Genomic DNA, 23,634 nt, shown 5'->3' on the forward strand with positions numbered 1-23,634 from the left:
CGCGCTGGTGACCACCGCCGGCGGCTTCCTGCTGGTGCTGTCGATCGTCATGCCGGTCGCGGGCGTCTTGCTGGCGTTCGCTCTCGGCCAGCGCTACGTCCGGCAGGTTGCCTCCACGGTCGTACCGGTCGGGTTGGCGATTGCTCTCGCCGTTCTCGTGCTCTTGCCTCGGAGCGACGGCCACCTCGTCTACCTACTCGGCGCCTGGCCACCGCCGCTCGGCGTAGCCCTCCGCGCGGACGGATTGTCGGCGGTCATGCTCGCGACGACGGCGGTCGTGATCTGCGCGGTCGCTATTTTTGCCGCAACCGATTTTCGTCCCCAATCTGTCGAAGCGCGCGCACCTTTCGCATTCTGGATCCTGCTTCTGGCAATCTGGGGCGCGCTGAACACGATCTTCGTCGCGGGAGACCTCTTCACGCTTTATGTTGCGCTGGAATTGCTGACGTTCGCCGCAGTGCCTCTGGTCTCTCTCGACGGTCGCGCGGAGACGCTTCGGGCCGCGCTGCGGTATCTGCTCTTCGCACTGCTCGGCTCGGTCCTCTACCTGATGGGCACCGCGCTGCTCTATGGTCTCTACGGCACCCTTGATATCCAGTTGTTGTCGCATCGCGTGAGCGCGGACTCCGGCGTGCTCATCGCGGCAGCCTTGATGACGACCGGTCTCCTCGCAAAAACTGCACTCTTTCCGTTGCACCTCTGGCTGCCGCCCGCTCACGCCGGCGCACCGGCCGCAGCTAGCGCGATCCTGTCCGCCTTGGTCGTGAAGGGATCGTTCTTCATCCTCGTGCGGCTCTGGTTCGACGTCATGCCAGGTTTGCCCGGCTTGGCTGCCGCACAATTGCTCGCAGCGCTGGGAACCGGAGCGATCGTGTTCGGAAGCGTTGTCGCTCTCCGGCAAGAGCGCCTCAAGCTCCTGATTGCATATTCGACGCTGGCTCAGATTGGATATCTCTTCCTGATGTTTCCTCTTGCGTTCGGCACGTCCGGGAAGCTCGAAAGTAACCAGGCCCTGGCGGGCGGCCTGTTGCAGGCAGTTTCCCATGCGACTGCCAAGGCGGCGATGTTCATGGCCGTCGGATCAATCTACACCGGGCTCGGCCACGATCGCATCACCGGGCTGCGAGGTGTCGCACGGGCCCTGCCCTTGAGCGTCCTGGCGTTCGCGATTGGCGGCATCGCCTTGATGGGTGTTCAACCGAGCGGAGCGTCACTCGCGAAGGAGTTATTGCTCCAGGACACGGCGAGGACGGGGCAGTGGTGGTGGGCCGTCGTGCTCCAGGCCGGCGGAATGTTCACGACCGCCTATGTCGTACTGGTCCTGTCCCATGCGTTCGCGCCATCAGACCAGCCGATTACCCTCATCGGCCCAGCACCGCTCAGCCGGGACCTTGCTGCACTTGCCTTGGCCCTCTGTTCTCTGTTCCTTGGCTTGCTGCCCTGGGATTCGTATTTGCCGGTCCCGTATGATGCCACATCGAAGCTGTTCGGCATCGACGCGCTATCCAAATTGCTCCTGCCTGTGCTGGGAGGCGCGGCGCTCGCGATCCTGCTCAGCCCGTGGCCACACCCGCTGGGCTCATCCGCGGCCTGGAAAGCGCTCATTAGAGTCGTCGGTCCGCTCCGGCGCGGCTGTCTTAGATTAGGCAGCCTTATCGAAAGAGGCGACGAAGTTCTCCGTCAATGGTCCGCCGCGGGCATCTCCCTGCTCCTGGTGTCGCTGCTGCTCGCCGCGTCGATGTTCGCAGCAAATTGAAGACTCAGAACAGCCGGATCGCGCAGATCGGGCCGAGGGATTCCCCTGCTCTAATGATCCGGAACAGTCTCTCCCGCGCCCAAGGGTTTTCTCGGATGTCGAGCTTGCAATTCGCCGTTTAGTCTCCGCGCCATGCAGTTGGCATCAGTCTTCCCGCGGTCCCTGCGGGAATGCCCAGGAGGTCTCCATGTCTGATCTGGTTGCGATCGTATACCCGACCGAAGCAAAGGCCGAAGAAGTCCGAACTCGGCTGCTCAAACTGCAAAAGGAATATTTGATCACCATCAGTGACGCAGTGATCGCCGTCAAGGCCGAGAACGGCAACATCAAGCTCAACCAGCTCGTCAACACCACGGCGACGGGCGCGATTACCGGCAGCTTCTGGGGACTCCTGGTCGGCGTGCTCTTCCTCAATCCGATCATCGGTGTCGCGGTCGGCGCTGCGTCCGGCGCGCTTGGAGGCGCCTTGTCCGATTTCGGCATCAACGATTCCTTCATGAAGGAGCTGTCCGCTTCGCTCCACACCGGCAACGCCGCGCTCTTCGTCCTGATCAAGAACATGACGGCAGACAAGGTATTGAAGGAAATCAAGGATGCCGGCGGAGTCGTGTTGAAAACGTCCCTGGACGAGACCAAGGAAAAGATCCTGCGCGATGCGCTCGCCAGCGCGGCGGAGCGGCCGGCGGCCTGAAGCCGCCTACCGCCTACCGCCTACCGCCGAGCAGGCGCAGCAGCATCATGAACAGATTGAGGAAGTTGAGGTAGAGCGACAGTGCCGCGATCACCGACTTGCGGCCTGCCGTCGTCGCATCGTCCCTGCTCTCGTACATCGCCTTGATCCGCTGCGTATCATAGGCCGTAAGTCCCGCAAAGACGCCAACGCCGACGATCGAGATCAACCAATCGAGCCCCGTCGACCTCAGGAAAATATTGACCAGGCTTGCGACGATGATGCCGATCAGGCCCATGAACAGGAAGCTGCCGACCGCGGACAGGTCGCGCCTCGTGGTGTAGCCGAAGACGCTGAGTGCCCCGAACATCGCGGCCGCGATGAAGAACACGCGCGTGATCGAGGCGCTGGTGTAGATGTGCAGCAGCGTCGAGAGCGAAACGCCGACCAGCGCGGCATAGACGAAGAACAGAATGCGCGCCGTTTCCACCGACAGCGTATTGATGCGCGCCCCGATGAAGAACACCAGCCCGAGTGGCGCCAGGATGAAAACCCACATCAACGGGCTCTCGAGCAATGCGGGACCCATGAGCTGATACGTCAGCCACGCCACAATTGCAGTCAGGCCCACGCCCGCGGCCATATAATTGTAGATGCGCAGCATGTAGGCGCGCAATCCGGGATCGATCGCAAGCGCGCCGCCACCAGTGCCCGAGGCAGTCAGATTCGGATCATAATTCGACATCGCTTGCCTCCTCGGATTGGTTCGCATGAACAAACCAAGCTAGCGGTCCGGCCCCTGCGGGGACATCGGATGATCACCCGAGCGCCGGAAGATATATCACCCTATCTCGGGATACCCGTATCCGCCAGAGCGACTTACCGAAACGTAACCTTGGGTTGCCCCAGGCTTCTCATCCTTTTTGCCTGGACTCTTACACCTTTGTCACTGGAAGCTGGTCACGCACCGGCCTAATCCGTTCGCATGCGCTACTTCTTTCACATCGTCGACAAGAACGGCCTTTGTCCGGACGGAATTGGATGCGAGTGCGCCGACCATGACGCCGCCGTTCTGCACGCCAGGCATATCGCGACTGAACTCGCCAAGGCAGGCGAGTTGTTCCGCGCGAGCTTCGTGCTGGTCGCCCCGGCCGCTGCGCCCGGATCGGCAAGTCCTCATTAGAGGCGGTCGACCGATTTCCTGCCTCGCCCTCTACATAGAATCCCTGATGCGCCGACCGAGAAGCTGCCTCTAGTCTCGTAACCGAGGGTGGCCGGCCTACCCCGTTCAAATTCGACCCTTCCGCCCACCTCATCTCCGGGGTTGAGGGCTCGCCGCACGCGTCCGCGTCTATGCGTTGGCCGTCGGCGCTATCTCGATCTGAAGTGTTGTTGTGGGTCAGTTGGAGACAAACATGAATGTTCGGACCATTTGCGGTGCCTTGATCCTTGCCGGATCGATTGCGACCGCGCAGTCGACCAGTTCCCAGGCGCAGACGACCAATCCGGCCGCATCCGTGCCAAAGCAGGTCACGACACCTGCCCCAAGCACCGCCGCGCCAAATACGAATACGAACCCCACCAAGCATCGCTACTGGCGTCATCGCGGCGGCTCGCATCCCCATTATGGCAGCCGCCGTGTTCGCACCTGAGCCCCGGCGCGACAGTTCGTCATTGCAATCCGCCGCCGAGACACCCGATCGATGAGCGACGTGAGGACAGGACAAGAGCAACCGCGCGAGGTCGTGGTCCGTGAGCCTCCAGACCAGGGCATGACCGACAGGCGGCGCGGCTTTCTCGCAACGGGTCTCGCCCTGCTCGCCACTTGCGTTGCTCTCTTCCTCGTATGGCAAACCGCCTCGAGTCTTCTCATCATCTTCGCAGGCGTACTGTTTGCTGCCTTTCTGGATGCCGCCGCACGCGCACTGGCGCTACTAATTCCACTCAATCGTGTCTGGCGGCTGACATTCGTGCTGCTGCTGCTCACCACCTTGGTCGGACTAGGCCTCGTCTGGGGAGGCGGCAAGCTGCCGGAGCAAACACGCATCCTGCTGAAGGTCATGGACACCCAGTTCGACGTCTTGCAGCAACGCCTTCTGACCTACGGCGTCGATCTGCTTGGTCCGGAATCGGGGCGCGATTTTGCGCAATGGCTGCTGTCCGATCAAGGCCGGTTCTTCAGCCACGCCCAGCTCGTCGTTGGCAGAGCGTCGAGCTTTCTGACCGGTGTGCTGGTGATCGCGTTCCTCGGTATCCTCTTCGCCTTTGATCCCACCAGCCATCGCGAGAGTCTCGTGATGCTGGCGAAGCCTTCCTACCGCGCCCGAACACGCGCCGTAATGAACGAGATGGGAAACGTCCTGCGGCTGTGGTTCGTCGGACAGCTGATCCGCATCATCCTAATGACACTGTGCGTGTGGGTCGCGCTCTATCTGATCGGGCTTCCCGGCCCCTTCGTGCTTGGGCTGCAGGCGGGCCTTTCCAACTTCGTTCCGTATCTGGGACCCATCCTTGCCGCGATCCCGATCGCGCTCGTCGCGATGCCGCTCGGCGCATCGCTGCTGATCTGGGCCGTCGTCATCTACACGATCATTCAATCGATCGAGGGCTATGTGATCGGCCCGTTGATCCAGCGCCAGGCGGTCGAAATTCCTCCCGCATGGACATTGGTCGCGATCGTACTGTTGGGCGCAATGCTGGGCGTGATGGGTATCGCACTCGCCATGCCGCTGGTCGCGGTCGGCCGGGTCGCGATCATCAGATTCTACGTCGAGGATTACCTCGGCGATAACAGCGGTCGCATGTCCAACAAGGGACCATTGCAAATGGGCGCGCCATGAGCGAGATTCGAGCCGAACGGAACAATGGAATGGAGCCATCCCCGGCGCACGCGCGGATGACACATTTTCTGTGGCAGCAACTTCCCTACATCATTGCACTGGTGCTCGCCGTCGCGGGCGTCGCCTATACCAACGCCTCTCACCAGCCTCTCGTTGGCTATTGGGAATTTCTCGCGCTTGCCATCGGCGTTGTGTGCGTCATCAACAAATGGCCGGAGGTCGATGGCAAGGAGGCCCGGTGGCGACTGATCTGGACCCAGGCGCTGCACTGGGTTGCCGTCCTGGTCACGATGAACATCATGCTGGTGTCAGGCGTTCAGCAATTGTTGCCGACGCCGGCGACCAGCCTCGTCCTTCTCACATTACTTGCGCTCGGCACCTTCCTTGCGGGCGTCAGTCTTCTGTCGCCGCAAATTGCCTTCCTCGGCCTTGCGATGGGCGTCACGGTTCCGGCGATATCCTGGTTACAGCAATCCATCATCTTCTTCCTGTTGGGCGCCGTCCTGCTGATCGGCCTCGGCATCACGTTCTGGCTTCGCCAGGATCGCAGCCCAGGGAGTTCGTCAACCGACACCGGAAGTCAAATGGAGGCCTGAATGCGCATTAACCTGCTTCTTGCGATCATCTCTGGATCCGCCTTGATGTGCGCCGACGCCCTTCCCGCACGCGCCGAGGCCTTCAGAGTCGGCCGGCTCGTATGCACCAGCACTCCGCGCGTTGGGCTGGTGCTTGGCTCCGCGCAGGAGCTTCGTTGTATATTCATCACGAGACGCCCGACCCGGCAGTACGTCTACGACGGACGGATCAGGCGCGTTGGTCTCGACATCGGCGTGACCAGCGCAGGAACCCTCTCATGGGCCGTCTTCGCCAGGAACTCGCGCGTCGGCCCCGGCACGCTGCGCGGGAACTACGTGGGGGCGAGCGGCAATGTCGCGTTCGGCCCCGGTCTCGGAGCGAACGTTCTGATCGGAGGCTCTCGCCGGACGATTACGCTCCAGCCTCTGTCGATCGAGCGATCGATCGGATTGAACCTTGCGGCAGGCGTTACGAACCTGACACTCGGCCCGCGCGGACCGGGATAGCGGCTTGTCCCGCCCCCCGGAGCAAGGAGCGGAAAATGGACCTTGCGGACGTCTCGGTCAGGATGCTGGCGGCGGGTTTCCTGACATTCATCGCTGGCGGCACGGGCTGGACACAGCCAGCCGCAGGCCCTCCGCCCGCTGTCGGCATCGTGGAAGCGACCAGACGACCGATCACCGAGACCAACGAATTTCTCGGGCGGATCGAGGCGGTCAATCGCGTCAATGTCGTGGCTCGCGTCACCGCATTCCTGGAGCAGCGGTTGTTCGTCGAGGGTGCCGAGCTCAAGAAGGGCGACCCGCTTTACCGGCTTGAGCGCGGTCCGTTCGAGGCCGATCTCGCGTCAAAGCAGGCGCAGGTGGCCCAGCTCCGAGCGATGCTCGAGAACGCCAAGCTGACGACCGACCGGGCGCGTACGCTGCTCAGCGGGCCGGCCGGTCAGCAATCGACCTACGACGCGGCGATCGCCAACCAACGCAGCCTGGAAGCCCAGGTCCAGGCCGCGCAGGCACAAGTCGATGCGTCACAGATCAACCTCGATTACACCATGATCAGCGCGCCGATCGACGGCAAGATCGGACGTACGGCCGTGACCGAAGGCAATGTCGTCGGTCCCAGCTCGGGCGTCCTGACCACGATCGTCAGCCAGGATCCGATGTACGTCACCTTCCCGGTGCCGTTGCGCCAGGGGCTCGAACTACGCGAACGCTATGGTCCGCAGGGAGGCTTGGAAGCCGTGGTGATCCGGCTGCGGCTGCCCAATGGCCGCATGTATGGCAAGTCCGGCAAGCTGGATTTTGTCGACAACACCATCGCCCAGAACACGGACACGATCACCGTGCGCGGCGAGATCGCCAACCCGATCCTGCGCGCGCCGTCCGCCGCGGGCGTAACCGTTCACGAACTGACTGACGGCGAGTTCGTCACGGTCTTGCTGGAAGGTGTCCAGCCCATCGAAGTGTTGGCGGTCCCGCGTTCGGCGGTGCTGTCCGACCAGCAGGGTGACTATGTCCTCGCCGTTGGCGCCGGCGATAAGGCCGAACAACGCCGCGTCAAGCTGGGGCAATCGACGCCCACCATCGCCTCCGTCATCAGCGGCCTCGCGGCGGGCGACAAGGTCATCGTCGAAGGCCTGCAAAGAGTTCGTCCGGGTCAGGCGGTTTCTCCGGGCCCGGCGAGCGCGCTGATCCAGTCGAGCATGAAGGTTGGCACAGGCGACGCGCCTTCGCAGCCGGACCATGGCGGTTCAACTGATCCGCGCCCGGGGGACAAAAAGCCATGATGTCCGCCGTGTTCATCGATCGCCCGCGACTTGCGATGGTCGTGGCCTTCATCATCACCATTGCAGGTGCGCTCGCGCTGACACGGATCCCGGTGGCGCAATTTCCGGACATTGTGCCACCGCAGGTCACGGTTGCCGGGACCTTTCCCGGCGCGTCTGCCGAGGTCGTGGAGGCCAGCGTCGCTCAACCGCTCGAAGCGCAAGTGATCGGCGTCGACCGAGCTCTCTATATGAAATCGACGAGCGGCAACGACGGCAGCTACACCCTGACGGTGTCATTTGCACTTGGCACCGATCCCGATATCAACACCGTCAATGTTAACAACCGGGTGCAGAGCGCGCTGTCGCAATTGCCCACCGAGGTGCAGCAGCAGGGCGTGACCGTGCAAAAGAAATCGTCGGCGATCCTGCAATTTCTGGTGCTTTACAGTGCCGACGGCCAGCAAGATCCGCTGTTCATCACCAACTACGCGATCATCAACATACTCGATGCGATCTCCAGCACGCCCGGTGTCGGCCAAGCTCACCTGTTCGCCAAGATGAACTACTCGATGCGGATTTGGTTCGATACGCAGCGGCTGACCAGCCTCAATCTCACGCCCTCGGACGTGATCGCGGCAATTCGAACGCAAAGCGTCCAGGCGCCGGTCGGCCGCATCGGCGCGCGTCCAATCAGCGACGACCAGCAATTCCAGTTCAACGTCCAGACCCTGGGACGGCTCGCGACGGTCGACCAGTTCGCCGATATCGTGCTGCGCGCCAACCCGGATGGTTCGACGCTGCTCGTCAAGGACGTCGCCCGGGTCGAGATTGGCGCGCAGAACCTCGACAGCGAAGCGCGGATCGACGGGCGCGCCGCGGTGCCTCTCGCGATCTATCTGGCGCCGGGCGCCAATGCCGTGACGACGGCGCAGGCGGTCGCGGCGACGATGCAGCGGCTATCGAAGCGATTCCCGACGGGGTTGAGCTATCTCGTGCAGTACGATTCCACGAGCTTCGTACGGGACACCATCTCGGAGGTTCTGCGGACACTGGGAGAGGCCTTCGTCCTGGTCGTGATCGTGGTTTATTTGTTCCTCGGTAATCTTCGGGCCACGGTGATACCAGCCATTGCCGTACCGGTCAGCCTGGTCGGCACCTTCGCGGTGCTGCTGATGCTTGGCTATTCCGCGAATACCGTGTCACTGCTCGCGATGGTGCTCGCCATCGGCATCGTCGTGGATGACGCCATCGTCGTCGTGGAGAACGTCGAGCGAGTGATGGAGGAGGAACCGGATCTTTCGCCAGTCGAGGCAAGCAAGAAGGCGATGACGCAGATCACGGCACCGATCATCGCGATCACGTTGGTGCTGCTCTCCGTCTTTGCTCCGATCGCCTTCATTCCTGGCATTTCCGGCACGCTGTTTCGGCAATTTGCGGTGACGATCAGCGCCGCCATGATGATTTCAGCACTGAATGCGCTGACCTTGTCGCCCGCCTTGTGCGCGCTGTTCCTGCGGCATACTGGACCCCGGCGCGGCATGATCGGCCACGTTCTTGGCGGCATTGACTGGATCCGCGATGGCTATAGCAGCGGCGTACGACGGCTGCTGCGCGTGGCCAGTCTCTCCCTCATCCTGGTCGCCGTGTTCGCAGTCGGCATTTTCGGGATGTCGCACCTGACGCCGACAGGGTTCCTCCCCGAGGAAGACCAGGGCGCTTTCTTCACTTCGGTGCAGTTGCCGGACGGTGCATCCGTTGCGCGGACCAGTGAAGTCACCAAACAGATCGAGGACGTCCTGAAGGAGATGCCGGCCGTCGACCATGTTCTGGCCATCATTGGTTTCTCCCTGCTTGACGGGGCGTCCGAGCCCAACAGCGCGCTGGTGGTGACGCGCCTCAAGCCGTTTGCCGATCGCAAGGCGGCCGCGGATTCGGTGCAGGCGTTGATCCGGCAGACTTACGCAGCCGGCGCGCAAATCCGGCAGGCCAATGTACTGCCGTTCAATATGCCGCCGATCATCGGACTCTCCACCTCAGGCGGGTTCGAGTACCAGCTCCAGGCGCTGGAAGGACAGAGCCCCGCCGCGATCTCCAGTGTCACGGGTGCGTTGATCGGAGCGGCCAATGCCGATCCGCGGCTGACGCGAGTGTTCTCGACCTTCACCGCGACCAATCCATCGATCTATCTCGACATCGATCGACGTAAGGCGCAGGCGCTTGGCGTGACCATCAGCGATATCTTCACGGCCCTTCAGGCGACGCTGGGCGGCATCTACGTCAACAATTTCAACCTCTATGGACGTACCTGGCAGGTCAACGTGCAGGGGGAGGCGCTCGATCGCGCCGACCTTTCCGATATCTGGCGCATCTATGTCCGCAATAGCACGGGTCAGATGGTTCCGATGCGGTCGCTCGCCGGCATCAAGATCGTAACCGGGCCTCAGGTCATTACCCGCTACAACAATTATCGTTCAGTGACGGTGAACGGCAGCCCGGCGCCAGGCGTCTCGTCCGGCACCGCGATGGCAGCGATGGCAGAGATCTCCAACAACGTGCTGCCTGCAGGTTACAGTTTCGAGTGGACCGGCACCGCCTATCAGGAGCAACAGGCAGCAGGACAAACCGGGATGGTGCTCGCGCTCGCCGTGCTGTTCGCCTATCTGTTCCTGGTGGCGCTGTATGAGAGCACGGTGATCCCGATCCCGGTGCTGCTCTCCGTCGTTGTCGGCGTTCTAGGCTCATATATCGGTATTAAAATCGCCGGCCTCAATCTCGATCTGTACGGCCAGATTGGCCTCGTGGTGCTGATCGCGCTTGCCGCCAAGAACGGCATCCTGATCGTGGAATTCGCGAAGGAACGACGGGAAGCCGGCACAGAGCTTGCGGAGGCCGCGATCCAGGGGGCGCATATGCGGTTCCGCGCGGTGATGATGACCTCGGTTGCCTTCATTCTTGGACTCCTCCCGCTCGTACTCGCAACCGGCGCCGCCGAGCTGAGCCGCAGGGCGGTCGGGACCGCTGTTTTTGCCGGCATGCTCGCCGCAAGCTCAATCGGGATTTTTATGGTGCCGATGCTCTACGTCACGTTTCAACGCCTGCGCGAGCGCGCGAAGGCACGACCGGTCCCGGCGCAAACCACGTGACCCGAGTATCCAGGACGGCGGGAATACTGCGAGCCTGTTGCTCAGGGTTTCGACGGATGCCGGCGTTGCCGTTCCCCCGCTACCGTAGTCCGTGCTTGAAACTGCGTAACAAGTAGAGAAGAACAATGAACGCTCCCACACGTCGTGCTTTCCTTGCGCAGGGTGCCGTCGCCGCCGCAGCTGTCGGCGCAATCGGCGTTCGTTTCATTTCGTCAGCGGAGGCTATGCCGGTCGCCGCAAATCTGGGACGGGCCGCGATAACCACGGATCTCGCAACGCAGGCGCAGTGGGGGCCTCCGCATGGCCCCGGTTGGGGGCGGCCGCGACCGCGCAGGCGCCGTTGGGTTTGCTGGTGGCATCGCGGTCGCCGCCATTGCGGGTGGCGGTGGAGGTGACCGTCCGCGATCCCCTTGCTGAAGGGAAAGGACAGAGTTGCGCTTCCGCAGCGATCAGCTCTGCTTCACCGCCGCGATCGGTTGCGAAGCGCGGCGGGCCGGCAGCCGCTGATTTCGTTCACTCTTCAATCAATTTAGCTCTGATCGCGTAGCGGACCAGTCCAGCTATCGAATTGACCCCCAGTTTTCCCATGGCCGACGCCCGATGCGTTTCCGTGGTCTTCACGCTCGAGCTCAGCATCGCGCTGATACCCTTGTTGCTGTACCCCTCGGCCACGAGCTTGACAACGAGCCGCTCTCGCGGAGACAGCTTCACATGCCCCTCGCCGGCTTCGTCTTCTCGACCCGACTGACCACAAAATCGTCCGCCAACGAATGGCTTACGTGCCATTAGCGCTTCAACGGCAGCCAACAGCAGCTTGTTTGCGTCCGACTTGACCAGGAACGCGCGCGCACCCGCCTGAAGCGCCTCTTGAGCCAGCACTCCGGATTCGTGCGCGGTAAAGATCAGCACCTCAGTTTCGCGGAGATGTTTTTTTATTCCTCGAGTTATTTCCAGTCCCGTCATGCGCGGCATGAAGAAGTCGACGATCGCAACATCGGGCCGCTCTTTGAGAGCGGCCTCAAATGCCGATCTTCCGTCGGACGCCTCGGCGACAATCATCCAACCCGGCCGCTGCTCGAGGACCGCCCGTAGCCCGGATCGAACAGCATCATGATCATCAGCAATGAGAATTCGTTTCATGAGAGGGCTGCCTCGATGATCTTGTCGCAAGAGAACCTGGACGAACGATGGGCGCTGCGTTTCAGCAGCATCTCCAACCGGGCCATCTCACTCGCGCGCAAGAGCGCATGGAAAGGTCGCGCGCAGGATGGTTCCGCGCCGCAGCGTTGTGGGTGCCGATAATATCTCAAGCTGCCCTCCCATCTCTTGCAATCGAGCTCGCATGATACGGATTCCCGCTCCGGGTGCCCACGGACGAAAGCGGCATGCGCCATCTGCAGCGACCATGCCTTGTCCGTCGTCTCGGACCTCGAGCTTGAACTTCCTGTCCCTCGTCCCGATAGTTATGACGACCTGTGTCGCCTTGGCGTGGCGGTAAACGTTCGTCAGGGCCTCCTGAACAATTCTCAGCAACGCTCGCTGCGCCCCGTATGGCAGGCCGTCGACCGCGGACGATATCGAGACCTCAATATTCAGCGGCGTTCGGGCTGCGAGCCCTTCTGCGAATTGCTCGATTGTCGTCCTGAGCCCTCCTTCAAACAGGTCCTGAGGGTGAAGCAGATATGTGAGAGACCGCAATTCCTTCATAGCGCGATCGATCGAGATGTCGAGCTGGTCGCAATGTCTCGTCGCCTTCAGAGGATCGCCTAGCGCACTCCTTACTTGCATCAGAATGAGGCTCGCCGCCACCAGATGCTGGCACGTTGAATCGTGAAGCTCCGAAGCAATTTGACGATGAACTTCTTCCTGCAGAGCGAGCCGTTCGGAATTCGCCTTGCGCGCATGCCTCGATCCTCCGGAGGCATTTCGAACATGTCGGCTGACCGGTGTCTCCTGAAGGGACATGATACACTCGCCTTCCTGCAGTGCTAACTTTCGCACCGCTAGTTTCCTGGCATATGCAGACAACTCTCCGATAAATTTAGCCTACCGCCGCGACACACCGACCACGCAATCAGTATAAGCCACTACGTAGAAATCCTCTAGGCAGCCAATCCCCGCCGTGCCGAGCATCCCAAATTTGGCGCGATGCTCCCTGATTCAAATCAAGGAGCTGCAGGTAAGGAGCAGCATGCGGGTCGGCGAAAACGCGATTATGAAGACGCGTCCGTCAATCTGCGCGCTGTGTCATCGCCCGCTTGACGGCGGCGGCAGCAATCGAGCGGTCCCGGCGAGGGTGTTGCGCCGCAGAACAGTCCGCCGCTGTTTAGGTAAGACGTCTTTCCATATTCCGCCCGGGCCACCTCTTTGAAATCCCGTAATTCGGAAATCAACAGAGGCATCGTCGGCTTGTCTTTCGGCGTCGCATCGATCTCCGGATCCATCGCGGCGTTCTATTCGGAGCTGTTCGACACGCGGATCCGCTACACTGGTCTCGTCTTCGCAAAAGAAGTCAGCGGCACTGTCGTCGGCGGCTTTACGCCACTGATTTCGACGCTGCTGGTGCAGTGGAGTGGCGACGCGAGCTGGCCAGTCTCGGTCTACATGATGGTCACGGCGCTGGCAGCGTTTTTGTGCGCCTATCTCGCCAGGGACATCCTCGACGTCGGCCAGCGAAACGTCACAACTGCGACGAAACGCGACGCTCTTGTGGGCGTGCGACAAGTCATGGACGATACTGGCGACCATGCGAGATGACGAGCGCGACGGTGATGCGAACCAGCAAGAACATCTCGCGAACATCGCCAAGTCGACGCACGGTGCGATGTCCGACCACCAAAAGCGTCGCACGATACGCGCTTTGCTCTGTCGCCTGAAATGGAAAAACCCTGCGCTAATAGGGCTTTCGATATGGTGGGCGCACCAGGGCTCGAACCTGGGACCCGCTGATTAAGAGTCAGCTGCTCTACCAACTGAGCTATGCGCCCGAAAGGCGGTCAATGCCTTGCGAGGCCGGTCGTTTAGCAAAGCGATCCGGGTATGGCAAGCGATGTGGCGCATGTTTTCCAAGGTTCTTCCACAGGCCCGAAAATGCGAAAAGCCGCTGGATTCCAGCGGCTTCGCCAAGGCCAATCCCGGGGTTAATTCCTCGGGAAATACGGGGAGGCTCAGAGCCGGCCCTCGCGATCCCGGTCCGGGCCGCCGTCACGGTCGAAACGGTCGCCGTGGAAGCGGTCCATGCCGCGCTCCATCATGCGGTCCATGCCCCGTTCCATGAAGTGTCGGGACGGGCCGTCCCCACCGCCGCCGAACGGGCCACGGTGGCGGGTCAGCACGGCAAGGCGCCGCTTCTGGCCCTCGTCGAGCGTCTTGTAGAGCGGATCGGCGGCATCGGCGATCTTCTTCAGGGCGGCGGAGGTCGCGCCCATGTCCTCGGCGCGCTGGCGCAGGCGGGCGACCGGATCCTCGGGCTTGTCGGCGTTCTTGCCGGCATCACCCGGGCCGGCATTCATCCGCGCGTTGGCGCGGTCGATGCGCAGCTTGGCGAAGTCGCGCACGGCAGCCTCGACCGGCGGCCACAGCTTCTCCTGGTCGGCGTTGAGCTTCAGCCCGGCATGGACGGCGGCGATCCGCGCGTCGACGAAGGCGGCACGGTCCTCCGGGTTCATGCGGACGTGGCGGAAGTGCTCCATCCACGGGCGATGAAATTGGGCATAGACCGCGCCCGAGCCGGCGATGCTGAGCACGGCGATGGCGGCGATGGTGAACTTCCTCATTCGGACCTCCTCTGGAAGGATGCCGGTGAGGATGAGCGCCGGACGGCTGACGCGCAACTTACAACTTGGACAGAGAGAGCGTTCTTACGAAGATGTAACTCCCCTGAATGTCCATTCAGATGCAGACTGAAATGTTTTGCAACAAAAAGGGCCTCCGCGCAGGCTGCACGGAAGCCCCTTCATTGATGTCGATCCTGATCAGTTCGTCGTGCTCTTCGATTCCTTGAGGAACTCGTCGATCAGCGGCTGGCCGACGCGGCCTGCGGCGTCCTTGTAGACCGGCTCCATCGCCTTGCGCATCGCCTCGTCCTGCTGCGGCGTGAGCTTGATGATCTCGCTCTTGCCGCTCTTCTTGATCTCCGCCAGCGCGTCGTCGTTCTCCTTCTGCGACTGCGCGTTGTTGAAGTCGGTCGCCTCCTTCATCGCCTTCGACAGCTGGTCGCGGATGTCGGCCGGCAGATCGTCCCAGAACTTCTTGTTCACGATCACGACGTAGCCGATGTAGCCGTGATTGGTCTCGGTGATGTACTTCTGCACCTCGTGCATCTTCTGCGTATAGATGTTCGACCAGGTGTTCTCCTGACCGTCGACGACGCCGGTCTGCAGCGCCTGATAGACTTCCGAGAACGCCATCACCTGCGGCAGCGAGCCGAGCGACTTGAACTGGGCCTGGAGCACGCGCGAGGACTGGATGCGGAACTTGACGCCCTGGTAGTCGGCGGGCGTGACCAGCTTCTTGTTGGCGCTCATCTGCTTGAAGCCGTTGTCCCAATAGGCAAGGCCGGTGATGCCCTTGGAGTCCAGCAGCTTGAGCAGCCGGAGGCCGAGCGGGCCTTCCGTCACCTTCCGCAGCGTCTTCAGGTCCGGAAGGATGTAAGGCAGATCGAACACCTCGAATTCCCGGATGCCGAGCGGGCCGAACTTGGAGTTGGACGGCGCCAGCATCTGCACGCTGCCGAGCTGGAGCGCCTCGAGCTCTTCCTTGTCCTTGTAGAGCGTCGAGTTCGGGTAGACTTCGATCTTGACCTTGCCGCCGGTGTACTTCTCGGCGAGCTCCTTGAACTTCTCCGACGCCTTGCCCTTCGGCGTGTCGGTGGCGACGACGTGGCTGAACTTGATGATGATCGGCGATTGGGCCGATGCCGGCCCGGTCAGGGCCAACGCCCCGGTCAAGACCGCAACCGATGCCGCAGCCCAAATGAGTTTCCGCATACTTCCTCCCACACGTTTTTTGGTGGGGCACGAACCGTCGCCCCCAAGCCCTAGATTCAAGACTTGAGGGCAGGATTATAGGGAAGCGAGCACAGGCGCCATTGCCCCTTAGCAGGGGGCGGCTTGCAAAAATGCGGTATCCGGAGGCGAAATCTGCTGGACTGGCTCACGCAGGTCGATGGCAGGGAAACCCTGCCATCGCCGCTGCCGCCTCTCGCAACCTCAGCCGTGCAGCGCCGGCGCGAGTTGGGCCTGCTGCGCGACCGCCGGATCGGTGATCAGGGTGCCGCCGTGCCCGTCCGAGGACAGCGCAAAGTCGGCCGCGCTGTACTGACCGAGCAAGTGCAGCGTCGCGACGTGGGTGCCGTCGGAGACTGTCAGCGTGCCGCCGGTGTTGTCGTTGTTCTGCGCATAGGCCATCGAGGTCAGGCTGTCGCTGAACAGGATGTCGCCGAGATCGAGACTGTCATGGTCCTGCCAGCCGGAGATCGTTCCCGTGAAGGCCGACGCCTGGGCCAGGACCAGCGAGGCATTGGGACCGGCGAAGATCACATCGTCGATCGTGCCGCCCGCATGGACAAAGGCAAGCGCGCCCGAGCCGATCGTGGTGTCGTCAGCGCTGCCGCCGGCCTGCACGTGCTGCGTGCCGGACAGGACCGTCGTGCCGGTCGCGCTGCCATACACATATTGCACGCCGCCGTTGACGATGGTGGCGTTGGCGGCGCCCCAATCGACCTGGACTCCGCCGGCATTGATCGTGGTACCGGTCGCCGTGCCGTCGGCGTAGACGCTCTGCTGGCTGCCGGCGTTGACCGTCGTGATCGACGCGTTGCCGTGGAGATACTGGAGGGCACCATTGCTGATCGTGGTCTGGACCACCGTGCCGCCATAGACCGACTGGACGCCGCCATCCATGGTGGTGTTGATCGCGGTTCCACCCAGATAGACGTCCTGCCCGCCGCCATGGATCGTCGTGTCCGAGGCCGTGCCGCCGCTCTCGACGGCCTGCAGGCCCGAATTGATCGTCGTGAGGCTCGCCGAGCCGAACACGTACTGACCGCCGCCGCTGATCGTCGTGATGATCGTGAAGCCCCAATCGATCTGGATGCCGCCGGCATTGATGGTGGATCCGGTCGCACTGCCGTCGATGTAGACGTTCTGCTCACCCCCAGCATTGACGATGGTGTTGAAAGCATTGTTGTGAACGTGCTGGAAGCCGCCATTCGCGACCGTGGTCTGGATCGCAACGCCGAAGACGTTCTGGGTGCCGCCGTCCACGGTAGTGTTGGTCGCGATACCACCGCCGAGGATATCCTGGTCGCCGCCGGCTTCGATCGTCGTGCCGTCGGCCGAGCCGCCAATCTGGATGTACTGATTGCCCGAGATCACGGAGTTCGAGGCAAGACCGAACACCAGCTGCGCGGCGCCCGCGGCAACCACCATTCCATTGGCCGAGCCCTCCAGCACGACCGCCGCGCCGCTCTCGACCTGGATGTCGGAATAGCCGGACGCATCCTTGATCCGCCAGACGCCGCTCTGGACGTCGAGCTTCTCGACATTGACGACGGTGCCAAGGAGCGAACCGGAGCCACTTCCCGACAGCACCAGCGTGTCGACGCCGTCGCCGCCGTCGATCGTGCCGGTGACGATCGAAGCGGTGGCGAGATTGATGCTGTCGTCGCCTGCGCCCATCGAGACGTCACCGATGATGGAGCCGCTGTTGGTGAGCGTATCGTTGCCGCCGTCGGTGGCGACGCTGCCGAAAATGCCGCCCGTGTTGGTGACGGTGTCGCCGAAGGTGCCGACGATCGAGATCGCCTCGCCGTTGTTGCCGCGGATCGTGCCGTCGTTGATGATGGTCATGACGCCGAAGGCGCTACCGTCATTGCTGTCGTCCACGGTGATCGCGCGCTGATCGCTGATGATCAGGCCGCCCACCTCGTTGTGGACGAAGCCGCCGCCGATCGCGAGCGCCTCGTTGAGGCCGTTGGCGCTGCTGGTCAGGCCGACCGCAGCGATCGTTCCGAAATTGTCGATCGAGACCAGACCGTCGACATCGACGCCGTCGGCGTCAGCACCGCCGACCGCCGTGCCGGTGATGGTGCCGCGGTTGGTCACGACCGTCGTCGTGTTAGCCGCGCTGTCCATGTTGATGCCGGAGCCGCTGCGGCCGGTGATCGTGCCGTCGTTGTTGACGGTGATCGGCTGGTCGCCGGTGATGGCGTGGCGGGCGCCGTCGATGATTCCGCCGGCGTAGTTGTTGACCACGCCGCCGGTGTTGACCGACTGGAAGTCGATCGCGTCGTTGCCGGACGAGGCCGTCGAGGCATTGTGGCTGACGATCTGGCCGTAATTGTTGATGGTGGCGTTGGCGCCGGGCCGGATCGCGTCGGCATCGGCCGCCGAAATCACGCCGGTTGCCGCGTTGTCGATGACGGTATTGGCGCCGCTCGAATTGATGTCGTCGAGATCGAGCGCCTGGCCGGCATTGCTGCCGGTCCCGGTCGACGAGATCGTGCCCTCGTTGTTGACGGTGAAGGTGCCGCTCTTGCCCGAGACCAGGTTCGAGATCTTCACAGCGTCCTTGGTCGCGGTGATGGTGGCGCCGGCCTTGTTGTTGATGGTGAGGCTGCCGCTGGTCGAACCGCTGGTGGCGATCGCGCGGCTGGTGCCGGTGATGGTGCCGGAATTGTCGACCAGCGCGCCGGGCGAGGTGCTGCCGCCGATCCAGGTGACCGGGGTCGAGCCCGACAGGGTCGCGCCGGCGAGGACGGTCAGATGATCGTTGTTCGCCAGCGTGATCGGGTTCGACGAGTTGCCGGAGACGAGAGTGCCGTCGTCATTGGCGATGGTGCCGGTCGCCGTCGCGGTGCCGATCGTAACCGCCGCGCCCGGATTGCTGGCGCTGGTGAGCGTGAGCGCAAAACTCTCGTCGGTCTCCGCGGTGGTGTCGCCAGAGATCGTGATGGTGATTGTCGCCGAGGATGCACCATCGGCGAAGCTGCCGCTGAAGGTCGAGGCCGGCAGCGTGCCGCCGAAATCGGCCGCATCGGTGGTGCCGGCCGCGAAGCTGCCGGAGAAGCTGAGCACGCCGGTGGTGCCGCCGGTGCGCGCAATGGTGAAAGTCATGGTCCTGGTGCCGCTCTGCCCCTCGGCAACCGACACGCTCGGCGACGAGAACGAGATCGTCTGCGTGGCGGGCGCGGCCACGGTGAAGGCGGTGGTCGGGAACGGCGCGTCGGGCGTGGTGCCGTCGGTGCTCTGGTCGCCGCTGCCGTTCTGGGTCGCCCAATTGGCGGTGTTGCCGATCGCGGCAAGGTAGTCGGCGAAGCTGGCGAAGCCCGAGCGCGGTCCGTTATAGCCGACGATGTCGAGGCCGCCGGTGAAGCTGACCGCGGTCTGGCCGGCAACGAGGCCGGTGCCGGTCAGCGTGCCGTCTGAGGTCGCATAGCCGACATTGGAGATCGCGGCGAGAAAGGTCGGCGCGGTCGAGGTGCCGACATAGGCGTAGACGACCTCGCTATCGTTGGACAGGCCGGTATTGTTGGCATTGGTGAAAGTGGCCGAGCCGGCGCTGGTGCCGAACGTGCCCTTCCCGATGTTGTTGATGTCGATGACGGTGCCGGCGGGAATCGCGCCGGTCGCGGTCCAGGCGATCGTGCTTTCGGCGTTGCTGCCGGTTGCGAAGGCGGAGCCGTTCCAGTTGCTGTCGGTGAAATTGATGACAGTGCCCTGCGGGATGTCGGTCAGGGCGACAAAGGACAAATTATCGTTGCCGTCACCGTTGAAACCGGTGAAGGCGATCGAACCAGCGGAAAGGGGCATTCCAAATTCTCCAGCAGCAAGGGCGCGCGACGCTGCCGGTTAATGGAATGTTAACATGACATGTTAATAACATATTTATTGCGATGCACCCCCACATGACGGGATCGTGTGCCAAACGAAAAACGCGGCGCCGAGGGCGCCGCGTTTGCCGATGAACTGGAGAGGATGAAGCGTCAGCTCGCCGCTGCCGTCGTCACCGTATCGCGCTGGCGCTTCATGACGATCTTGTTGAGCGCGCCGAGATAGGCCTTTGCCGAGGCCACCAGCGTATCCGGATCCGCTGCGCGTGCCGTCATGGAACGGCCGTCATGGGACAGCCGCACAGAGACTTCGGCCTGCGCGTCGGTGCCTTCGGTCACCGCATGGACCTGATACAGCTCGAGCTTCGCCTCATGCGGCACCAGCGCCTTGATGCAGTTGAAGACCGCGTCGACCGGCCCGTTTCCTTCGGCTTCCTCGATCCTGATCTGGCCGTCGACGTCGAGCTTCATGGTCGCGCGCTGCGGGCCGTGGGTGCCGGCGATCACGGTCAGCGAGGTCAGCTTGATGCGGTCGTGGGAGGCCGCCATCTCCTCGTCGACCAGCGCCTCGATGTCCTCGTCGTAGATGTCCTTCTTGCGGTCGGCCAGTGCCTTCATCCGCGTGAACGCATCCTCCAGCTGGTTGGCGCCGAGCTTGTAGCCCATCTCCTCCAGCTTGTGCACGAAGGCGTGGCGGCCGGAATGCTTGCCGAGCACCAGCGACGACTGCTTCAACCCGACCATCTCGGGCCGCATGATCTCGTAGGTCGAGGCGTCCTTCAGCACGCCATCCTGATGGATGCCGCTCTCATGGGCGAAGGCGTTGCGGCCGACGATCGCCTTGTTGTACTGGACCGGGAACGAGGTTGCGGCCGACACGACCTTCGAGGCGCGCGTCAGCTGCGTGGTGTCGATCTTGTTCCACCACGGAAACACGTCGTTGCGGACGTTGATGGCCATCACGACTTCCTCGAGGGAAGCGTTGCCAGCCCGCTCGCCGATGCCGTTGACGGTGCACTCGATCTGCCGCGCGCCGCCGGCAATGCCGGCCAGCGAATTCGCCACGGCCATCCCGAGGTCGTTATGGCAATGAACCGAGAATACGGCCTTGTCGGAGTTCGGCACGCGCTCGATCAGCGTGCGCATGAAACGGGCATATTCCTCGGGCGTGGTGTAGCCGACGGTATCAGGGATATTGACGGTGGTCGCGCCGGCCTTGATCACGGCCTCGACGATGCGGCAGAGATAGTCCATCTCGCTGCGGGTGGCGTCCTCGGCCGACCATTCGACGTCGTCGATCTGGTTGCGGGCGCGGGTCACGTTGGCGATCGAGAGCTCCATCACCTGCTCCGGCGTCATGTTCAGCTTGACGCGCATGTGCAGCGGCGAGGTCGCGATCACGGTGTGGACGCGGCCGCGCCTGGCGAATTTCACCGCTTCGGCGCAGCGGTCGATGTCCTTCGGGTTGGCACGCGACAGGCCGGCGATCACCGAGTTCTTGGAGCGGCGGGCGATCTCGCTGACGGCCTGGAAGTCGCCTTCGGAGGTGATCGGGAAACCGGCCTCGATGACGTCGACGCCCATGTCGTCGAGCATCTCGGCGATCTCGATCTTCTCCTCGAACGTCATGGTGGCGCCGGGGCACTGCTCGCCGTCGCGCAGCGTGGTGTCGAAAATGATGACGCGGTCCTTATCGGACTTGTTCACGGGGGCCATTGCAAAATTCCTTTTGAGCTTTTTTGCGCCGTCAGTCTGCTGGGCGCTTGAGGTGTCCGGTGATCTCGACCAACCCCTGAGCGCCCAGGCGCATGGCGCCCAGCCGGCCCTCAGGGGCAAGTAAGAAGAAGGCCGCCAATCAGGAGGGTGGGCAGCAGCGCGGCCGGGATCGTGGCGGCGGCCAGAGCCACCTCCCCCGAAATCCCATCGATTTGGCCGCGAATCAGCATTGCCAGACCCTTTTGAGCCCTCAAATCCTCGGTCAAAACCGTTGACGGTTGGTTGCCGGGAGGCTCGATGCGCCGTTTCTAGACGAGAAATGGCCGCAACCGCAACGCCAAAAGATGGTCAGAAGGACTGACCTGCCGCCAGATCTGCAATGTGCGGCGCGGCGACCGGTCCGTCATCGCACGGATCATCCGGCAAATCCGAATTACGTAAGCTGGAAATATGCCGGTGTCGCCGGGCAGCGCAAGGGACTAGCAAGACCGGAGCGATATGCGGGAAGGTCGCCCGGATGTCGCTCCCCTCACCCGGGTTGCGGTCAGGCTATCCGACGCGGCGGGCGCGCGCCCGGCTTTCCCAACGGTCCAGCATCTGGCCGAGCTCGCCGGTGGCGACCGCGTTGGTGTCTGCGGCCTCGTTGGTGTTGGCAGGTGCAGCGGCGCGAAGCCAGTCCGGCTCGGAATATTCGCGCCAGCGGCGCGCCTCCGCGCGTCGTTTGCGGGAGACGTGGTCGCGCGTGAAATAGCCGGCCGCAAACGCGATCGCGAGCAGTACAATCAGGACGACGACACCTAGCATTATGAGATCCGGCTTCTTCCCCTGGACGACGTTCTGCCAGCATCGCGGGCGAGGTCAAGGCTTGACAGGCCCTAAAACCGCTTCCGGTTAACCGCGCGCGGGCGGGACGAATTGTCGCCTTGCACCGCCGCAATGCGGCGATGTTGCGGCGTTCTCGCGGCATCGCGCGGAGGATGCGTACCTGCCCCTCGCAACCGGCCGCGGACCGGACTAACCTTCGTCCGCTCGGCCGGATCAACCGGCCAGCCGAACATAACCGGGAGGACGCGATGAAACGCCCAGAGCAGCGTGACCAGGATGCTGCGCTTTCACGACGAACACTTGTGCGGGGACTTGCGCTCGGCGCCGCGGCGACCGTGGCCGGCCCTGCGCTGGCCCAGACCGGACCTGCCGCACCGCCAACGACGATCACCACCCCGCCGCGCGATTTCGGTCCCAACGGCGCGCCGACGACTTATTTCTCGGACCCCGACATCATCACCGTCGATCCGTCCTTCGACGATCTCGCGCAGCCCAACACCGCGATCAAGCGCCTCTACACCGGCTTGTTGTGGGCCGAGGGCCCGGCCTGGAGCGCGCAGGGCCGTTATCTCCTCTGGAGCGACATCCCCAACAACCGGCAGATGCGCTGGACCGAGGACGACGGCCGCGTCAGCGTGTTCCGCACGCCCTCCAACAATTCCAACGGCAACTCGTTCGACTTCCAGGGCCGTCAGCTCTCCTGCGAGCATCTGACCCGGCGGGTGACGCGCTACGAGCATGACGGTACCGCCACCGTGCTCGCGGATTCGTACCAGGGCAAACGCCTGAACTCGCCGAACGACATCGCCGCGCATCCCGACGGCAGCTACTGGTTCACCGACCCGCCCTATGGCGGCCAGCTCTATGAAGGCGAGCCCGACGTCGCGGGCGGCCCGAGCAATGCAGGCGGCAAGCTCAATCCGCGGATCGGACAGCCGGCCGGCTTCGTGCCGGGCAAGCGCGAGCTGCCCACCAACTGCTATCGCATCGATCCCTCGGGCCGCATCGACCTCGTCGTCACCGAGGAGCAGGTGCCCGATCCCAACGGCCTGTGCTTCTCACCGGACTACAAGAAGCTCTACGTCGCCTCGACCGGCAAGGGACCGGGTGACACCGGGCCCGGCGGCAAGGGCGAGATCTTCGTGTTCGACGTCGGCGCCGACAACAAGCTCTCCAATGGAAAGAAGTTCAGCGACTGCGTGATCGACGGGGTGAAGTGCGGGCCCGACGGCCTGCGCTGCGACGTCAACGGCAATGTCTGGTCCTCCAGCAACGCCGGGCGCGCCGTCGGCTATAGCGGTGTGACGGTGTGGTCGCCGGCGGGCAAGCTGCTCGGCCGCATCCGCCTGCCGGAAGTGTGCGGCAACGTCTGCTTCGGCGGCCCCAAGCGCAACCGCCTGTTCATGGCCGCGAGCCAGTCGCTCTACGCCGTGTACACGGCGACGCAAGGCGCCGGCCCAGGCTGACGCGGGACGAGCAGGATCACGACACGGCGCCGGCGTGCCCC

At 63.1% G+C, this 23,634-nt stretch carries 20 protein-coding genes and 1 tRNA gene; 12 read left to right on the plus strand and 9 right to left on the minus strand.

Annotated elements, in window-relative coordinates; translation table 11 throughout:
• The first annotated feature begins 7 nt into the window (after positions 1-7).
• Together ABIA90_RS36010 and ABIA90_RS36015 are read left to right on the plus strand one after the other, a co-directional pair.
• Positions 8-1,756, plus strand: coding sequence for a complex I subunit 5 family protein (locus tag ABIA90_RS36010; RefSeq protein ID WP_354120261.1), 1,749 nt, complete (start codon positions 8-10; stop codon positions 1,754-1,756).
• Between the two features lie 187 nt (positions 1,757-1,943).
• Positions 1,944-2,447, plus strand: coding sequence for a DUF1269 domain-containing protein (locus ABIA90_RS36015; RefSeq protein WP_028152030.1), 504 nt, complete (start codon positions 1,944-1,946; stop codon positions 2,445-2,447).
• 13 nt (positions 2,448-2,460) lie between these two features.
• Here the strand turns inward: ABIA90_RS36015 and ABIA90_RS36020 are convergent, their stop codons facing one another.
• Positions 2,461-3,171, minus strand: a complete 711-nt coding sequence (locus ABIA90_RS36020) for a Bax inhibitor-1/YccA family protein (RefSeq protein ID WP_063981774.1) — start codon at positions 3,169-3,171, stop codon at positions 2,461-2,463.
• 240 nt (positions 3,172-3,411) lie between these two features.
• On the opposite strand from ABIA90_RS36020, the gene ABIA90_RS36025 reads away from it, so the two are divergent.
• The 8 genes from ABIA90_RS36025 (at position 3,412) to ABIA90_RS36060 (ending at position 11,148) form a co-directional block, all read left to right on the plus strand.
• Positions 3,412-3,609: a DUF6894 family protein gene (locus ABIA90_RS36025; protein WP_063981773.1), complete on the plus strand. Its 198-nt coding sequence runs from the start codon at positions 3,412-3,414 to the stop codon at positions 3,607-3,609.
• A gap of 232 nt (positions 3,610-3,841) precedes the next feature.
• Positions 3,842-4,078, plus strand: coding sequence for a hypothetical protein (locus tag ABIA90_RS36030; protein ID WP_354120260.1), 237 nt, complete (start codon positions 3,842-3,844; stop codon positions 4,076-4,078).
• A gap of 51 nt (positions 4,079-4,129) precedes the next feature.
• Entirely contained in the window at positions 4,130-5,266 is a 1,137-nt protein-coding gene (locus ABIA90_RS36035) for an AI-2E family transporter (protein ID WP_354120259.1), read from the plus strand.
• The gene (locus tag ABIA90_RS36040; RefSeq protein ID WP_354120258.1) at positions 5,263-5,862 is read left to right on the plus strand and encodes a hypothetical protein; all 600 of its coding nucleotides are present in this window, start codon (positions 5,263-5,265) and stop codon (positions 5,860-5,862) included. The genes ABIA90_RS36035 and ABIA90_RS36040 overlap by 4 nt, the downstream gene beginning before the upstream one ends.
• Positions 5,863-6,348: a DUF992 domain-containing protein gene (locus ABIA90_RS36045; RefSeq protein ID WP_354120257.1), complete on the plus strand. Its 486-nt coding sequence runs from the start codon at positions 5,863-5,865 to the stop codon at positions 6,346-6,348.
• Positions 6,349-6,383: 35 nt separating this feature from the next.
• Positions 6,384-7,628: an efflux RND transporter periplasmic adaptor subunit gene (locus ABIA90_RS36050; RefSeq protein WP_354120256.1), complete on the plus strand. Its 1,245-nt coding sequence runs from the start codon at positions 6,384-6,386 to the stop codon at positions 7,626-7,628.
• The gene (locus ABIA90_RS36055) at positions 7,625-10,753 is read left to right on the plus strand and encodes an efflux RND transporter permease subunit (protein WP_354120255.1); all 3,129 of its coding nucleotides are present in this window, start codon (positions 7,625-7,627) and stop codon (positions 10,751-10,753) included. Before ABIA90_RS36050 ends, ABIA90_RS36055 begins: the two co-directional genes overlap by 4 nt.
• 125 nt (positions 10,754-10,878) lie before the next feature.
• The gene (locus ABIA90_RS36060; RefSeq protein ID WP_354120254.1) at positions 10,879-11,148 is read left to right on the plus strand and encodes a twin-arginine translocation signal domain-containing protein; all 270 of its coding nucleotides are present in this window, start codon (positions 10,879-10,881) and stop codon (positions 11,146-11,148) included.
• Between the two features lie 118 nt (positions 11,149-11,266).
• On the opposite strand, the gene ABIA90_RS36065 is transcribed toward ABIA90_RS36060, so the two are convergent.
• Positions 11,267-11,893, minus strand: a complete 627-nt coding sequence (locus ABIA90_RS36065) for a response regulator (protein WP_063981767.1) — start codon at positions 11,891-11,893, stop codon at positions 11,267-11,269.
• 87 nt (positions 11,894-11,980) lie between these two features.
• On the minus strand, positions 11,981-12,718 hold the full coding sequence (locus ABIA90_RS36070; RefSeq protein WP_354115939.1) for a sensor histidine kinase: 738 nt from the start codon (positions 12,716-12,718) through the stop codon (positions 11,981-11,983).
• A 444-nt stretch (positions 12,719-13,162) separates the two neighbouring features.
• Between ABIA90_RS36070 and ABIA90_RS36075 the strand changes: the two genes are divergently transcribed.
• Positions 13,163-13,510, plus strand: a complete 348-nt coding sequence (locus ABIA90_RS36075) for a hypothetical protein (RefSeq protein ID WP_354120253.1) — start codon at positions 13,163-13,165, stop codon at positions 13,508-13,510.
• Positions 13,511-13,664: 154 nt separating this feature from the next.
• On the opposite strand, the gene ABIA90_RS36080 is transcribed toward ABIA90_RS36075, so the two are convergent.
• From ABIA90_RS36080 to ABIA90_RS36105, 6 genes are all read right to left on the minus strand, one after another.
• A tRNA-Lys gene (locus ABIA90_RS36080) sits at positions 13,665-13,740 on the minus strand.
• A gap of 180 nt (positions 13,741-13,920) precedes the next feature.
• Entirely contained in the window at positions 13,921-14,529 is a 609-nt protein-coding gene (locus ABIA90_RS36085) for a Spy/CpxP family protein refolding chaperone (protein ID WP_155794966.1), read from the minus strand.
• A gap of 198 nt (positions 14,530-14,727) precedes the next feature.
• Positions 14,728-15,741 carry a TRAP transporter substrate-binding protein gene (locus ABIA90_RS36090; protein ID WP_063981683.1) on the minus strand — a complete coding sequence of 338 codons (1,014 nt, stop codon included), beginning with the start codon at positions 15,739-15,741 and terminating at the stop codon, positions 14,728-14,730.
• Positions 15,742-15,963: 222 nt separating this feature from the next.
• A complete protein-coding gene (locus tag ABIA90_RS36095; RefSeq protein WP_354120252.1) occupies positions 15,964-19,566 on the minus strand; it encodes a beta strand repeat-containing protein in 3,603 nt (1,200 codons plus the stop codon).
• 173 nt (positions 19,567-19,739) lie between these two features.
• Positions 19,740-21,302, minus strand: coding sequence for a 2-isopropylmalate synthase (locus tag ABIA90_RS36100; protein WP_063981681.1), 1,563 nt, complete (start codon positions 21,300-21,302; stop codon positions 19,740-19,742).
• 549 nt (positions 21,303-21,851) lie between these two features.
• A complete protein-coding gene (locus ABIA90_RS36105) occupies positions 21,852-22,106 on the minus strand; it encodes a hypothetical protein (protein WP_354120251.1) in 255 nt (84 codons plus the stop codon).
• 269 nt (positions 22,107-22,375) lie between these two features.
• Between ABIA90_RS36105 and ABIA90_RS36110 the strand changes: the two genes are divergently transcribed.
• Positions 22,376-23,593, plus strand: coding sequence for an SMP-30/gluconolactonase/LRE family protein (locus ABIA90_RS36110; protein WP_354120250.1), 1,218 nt, complete (start codon positions 22,376-22,378; stop codon positions 23,591-23,593).
• The last annotated feature ends 41 nt before the right edge of the window (positions 23,594-23,634 follow it).

Origin of the sequence: Bradyrhizobium sp. LA6.8, from assembly GCF_040547935.1 — a bacterium.
GTDB classification, from domain to species: domain Bacteria; phylum Pseudomonadota; class Alphaproteobacteria; order Rhizobiales; family Xanthobacteraceae; genus Bradyrhizobium; species Bradyrhizobium barranii.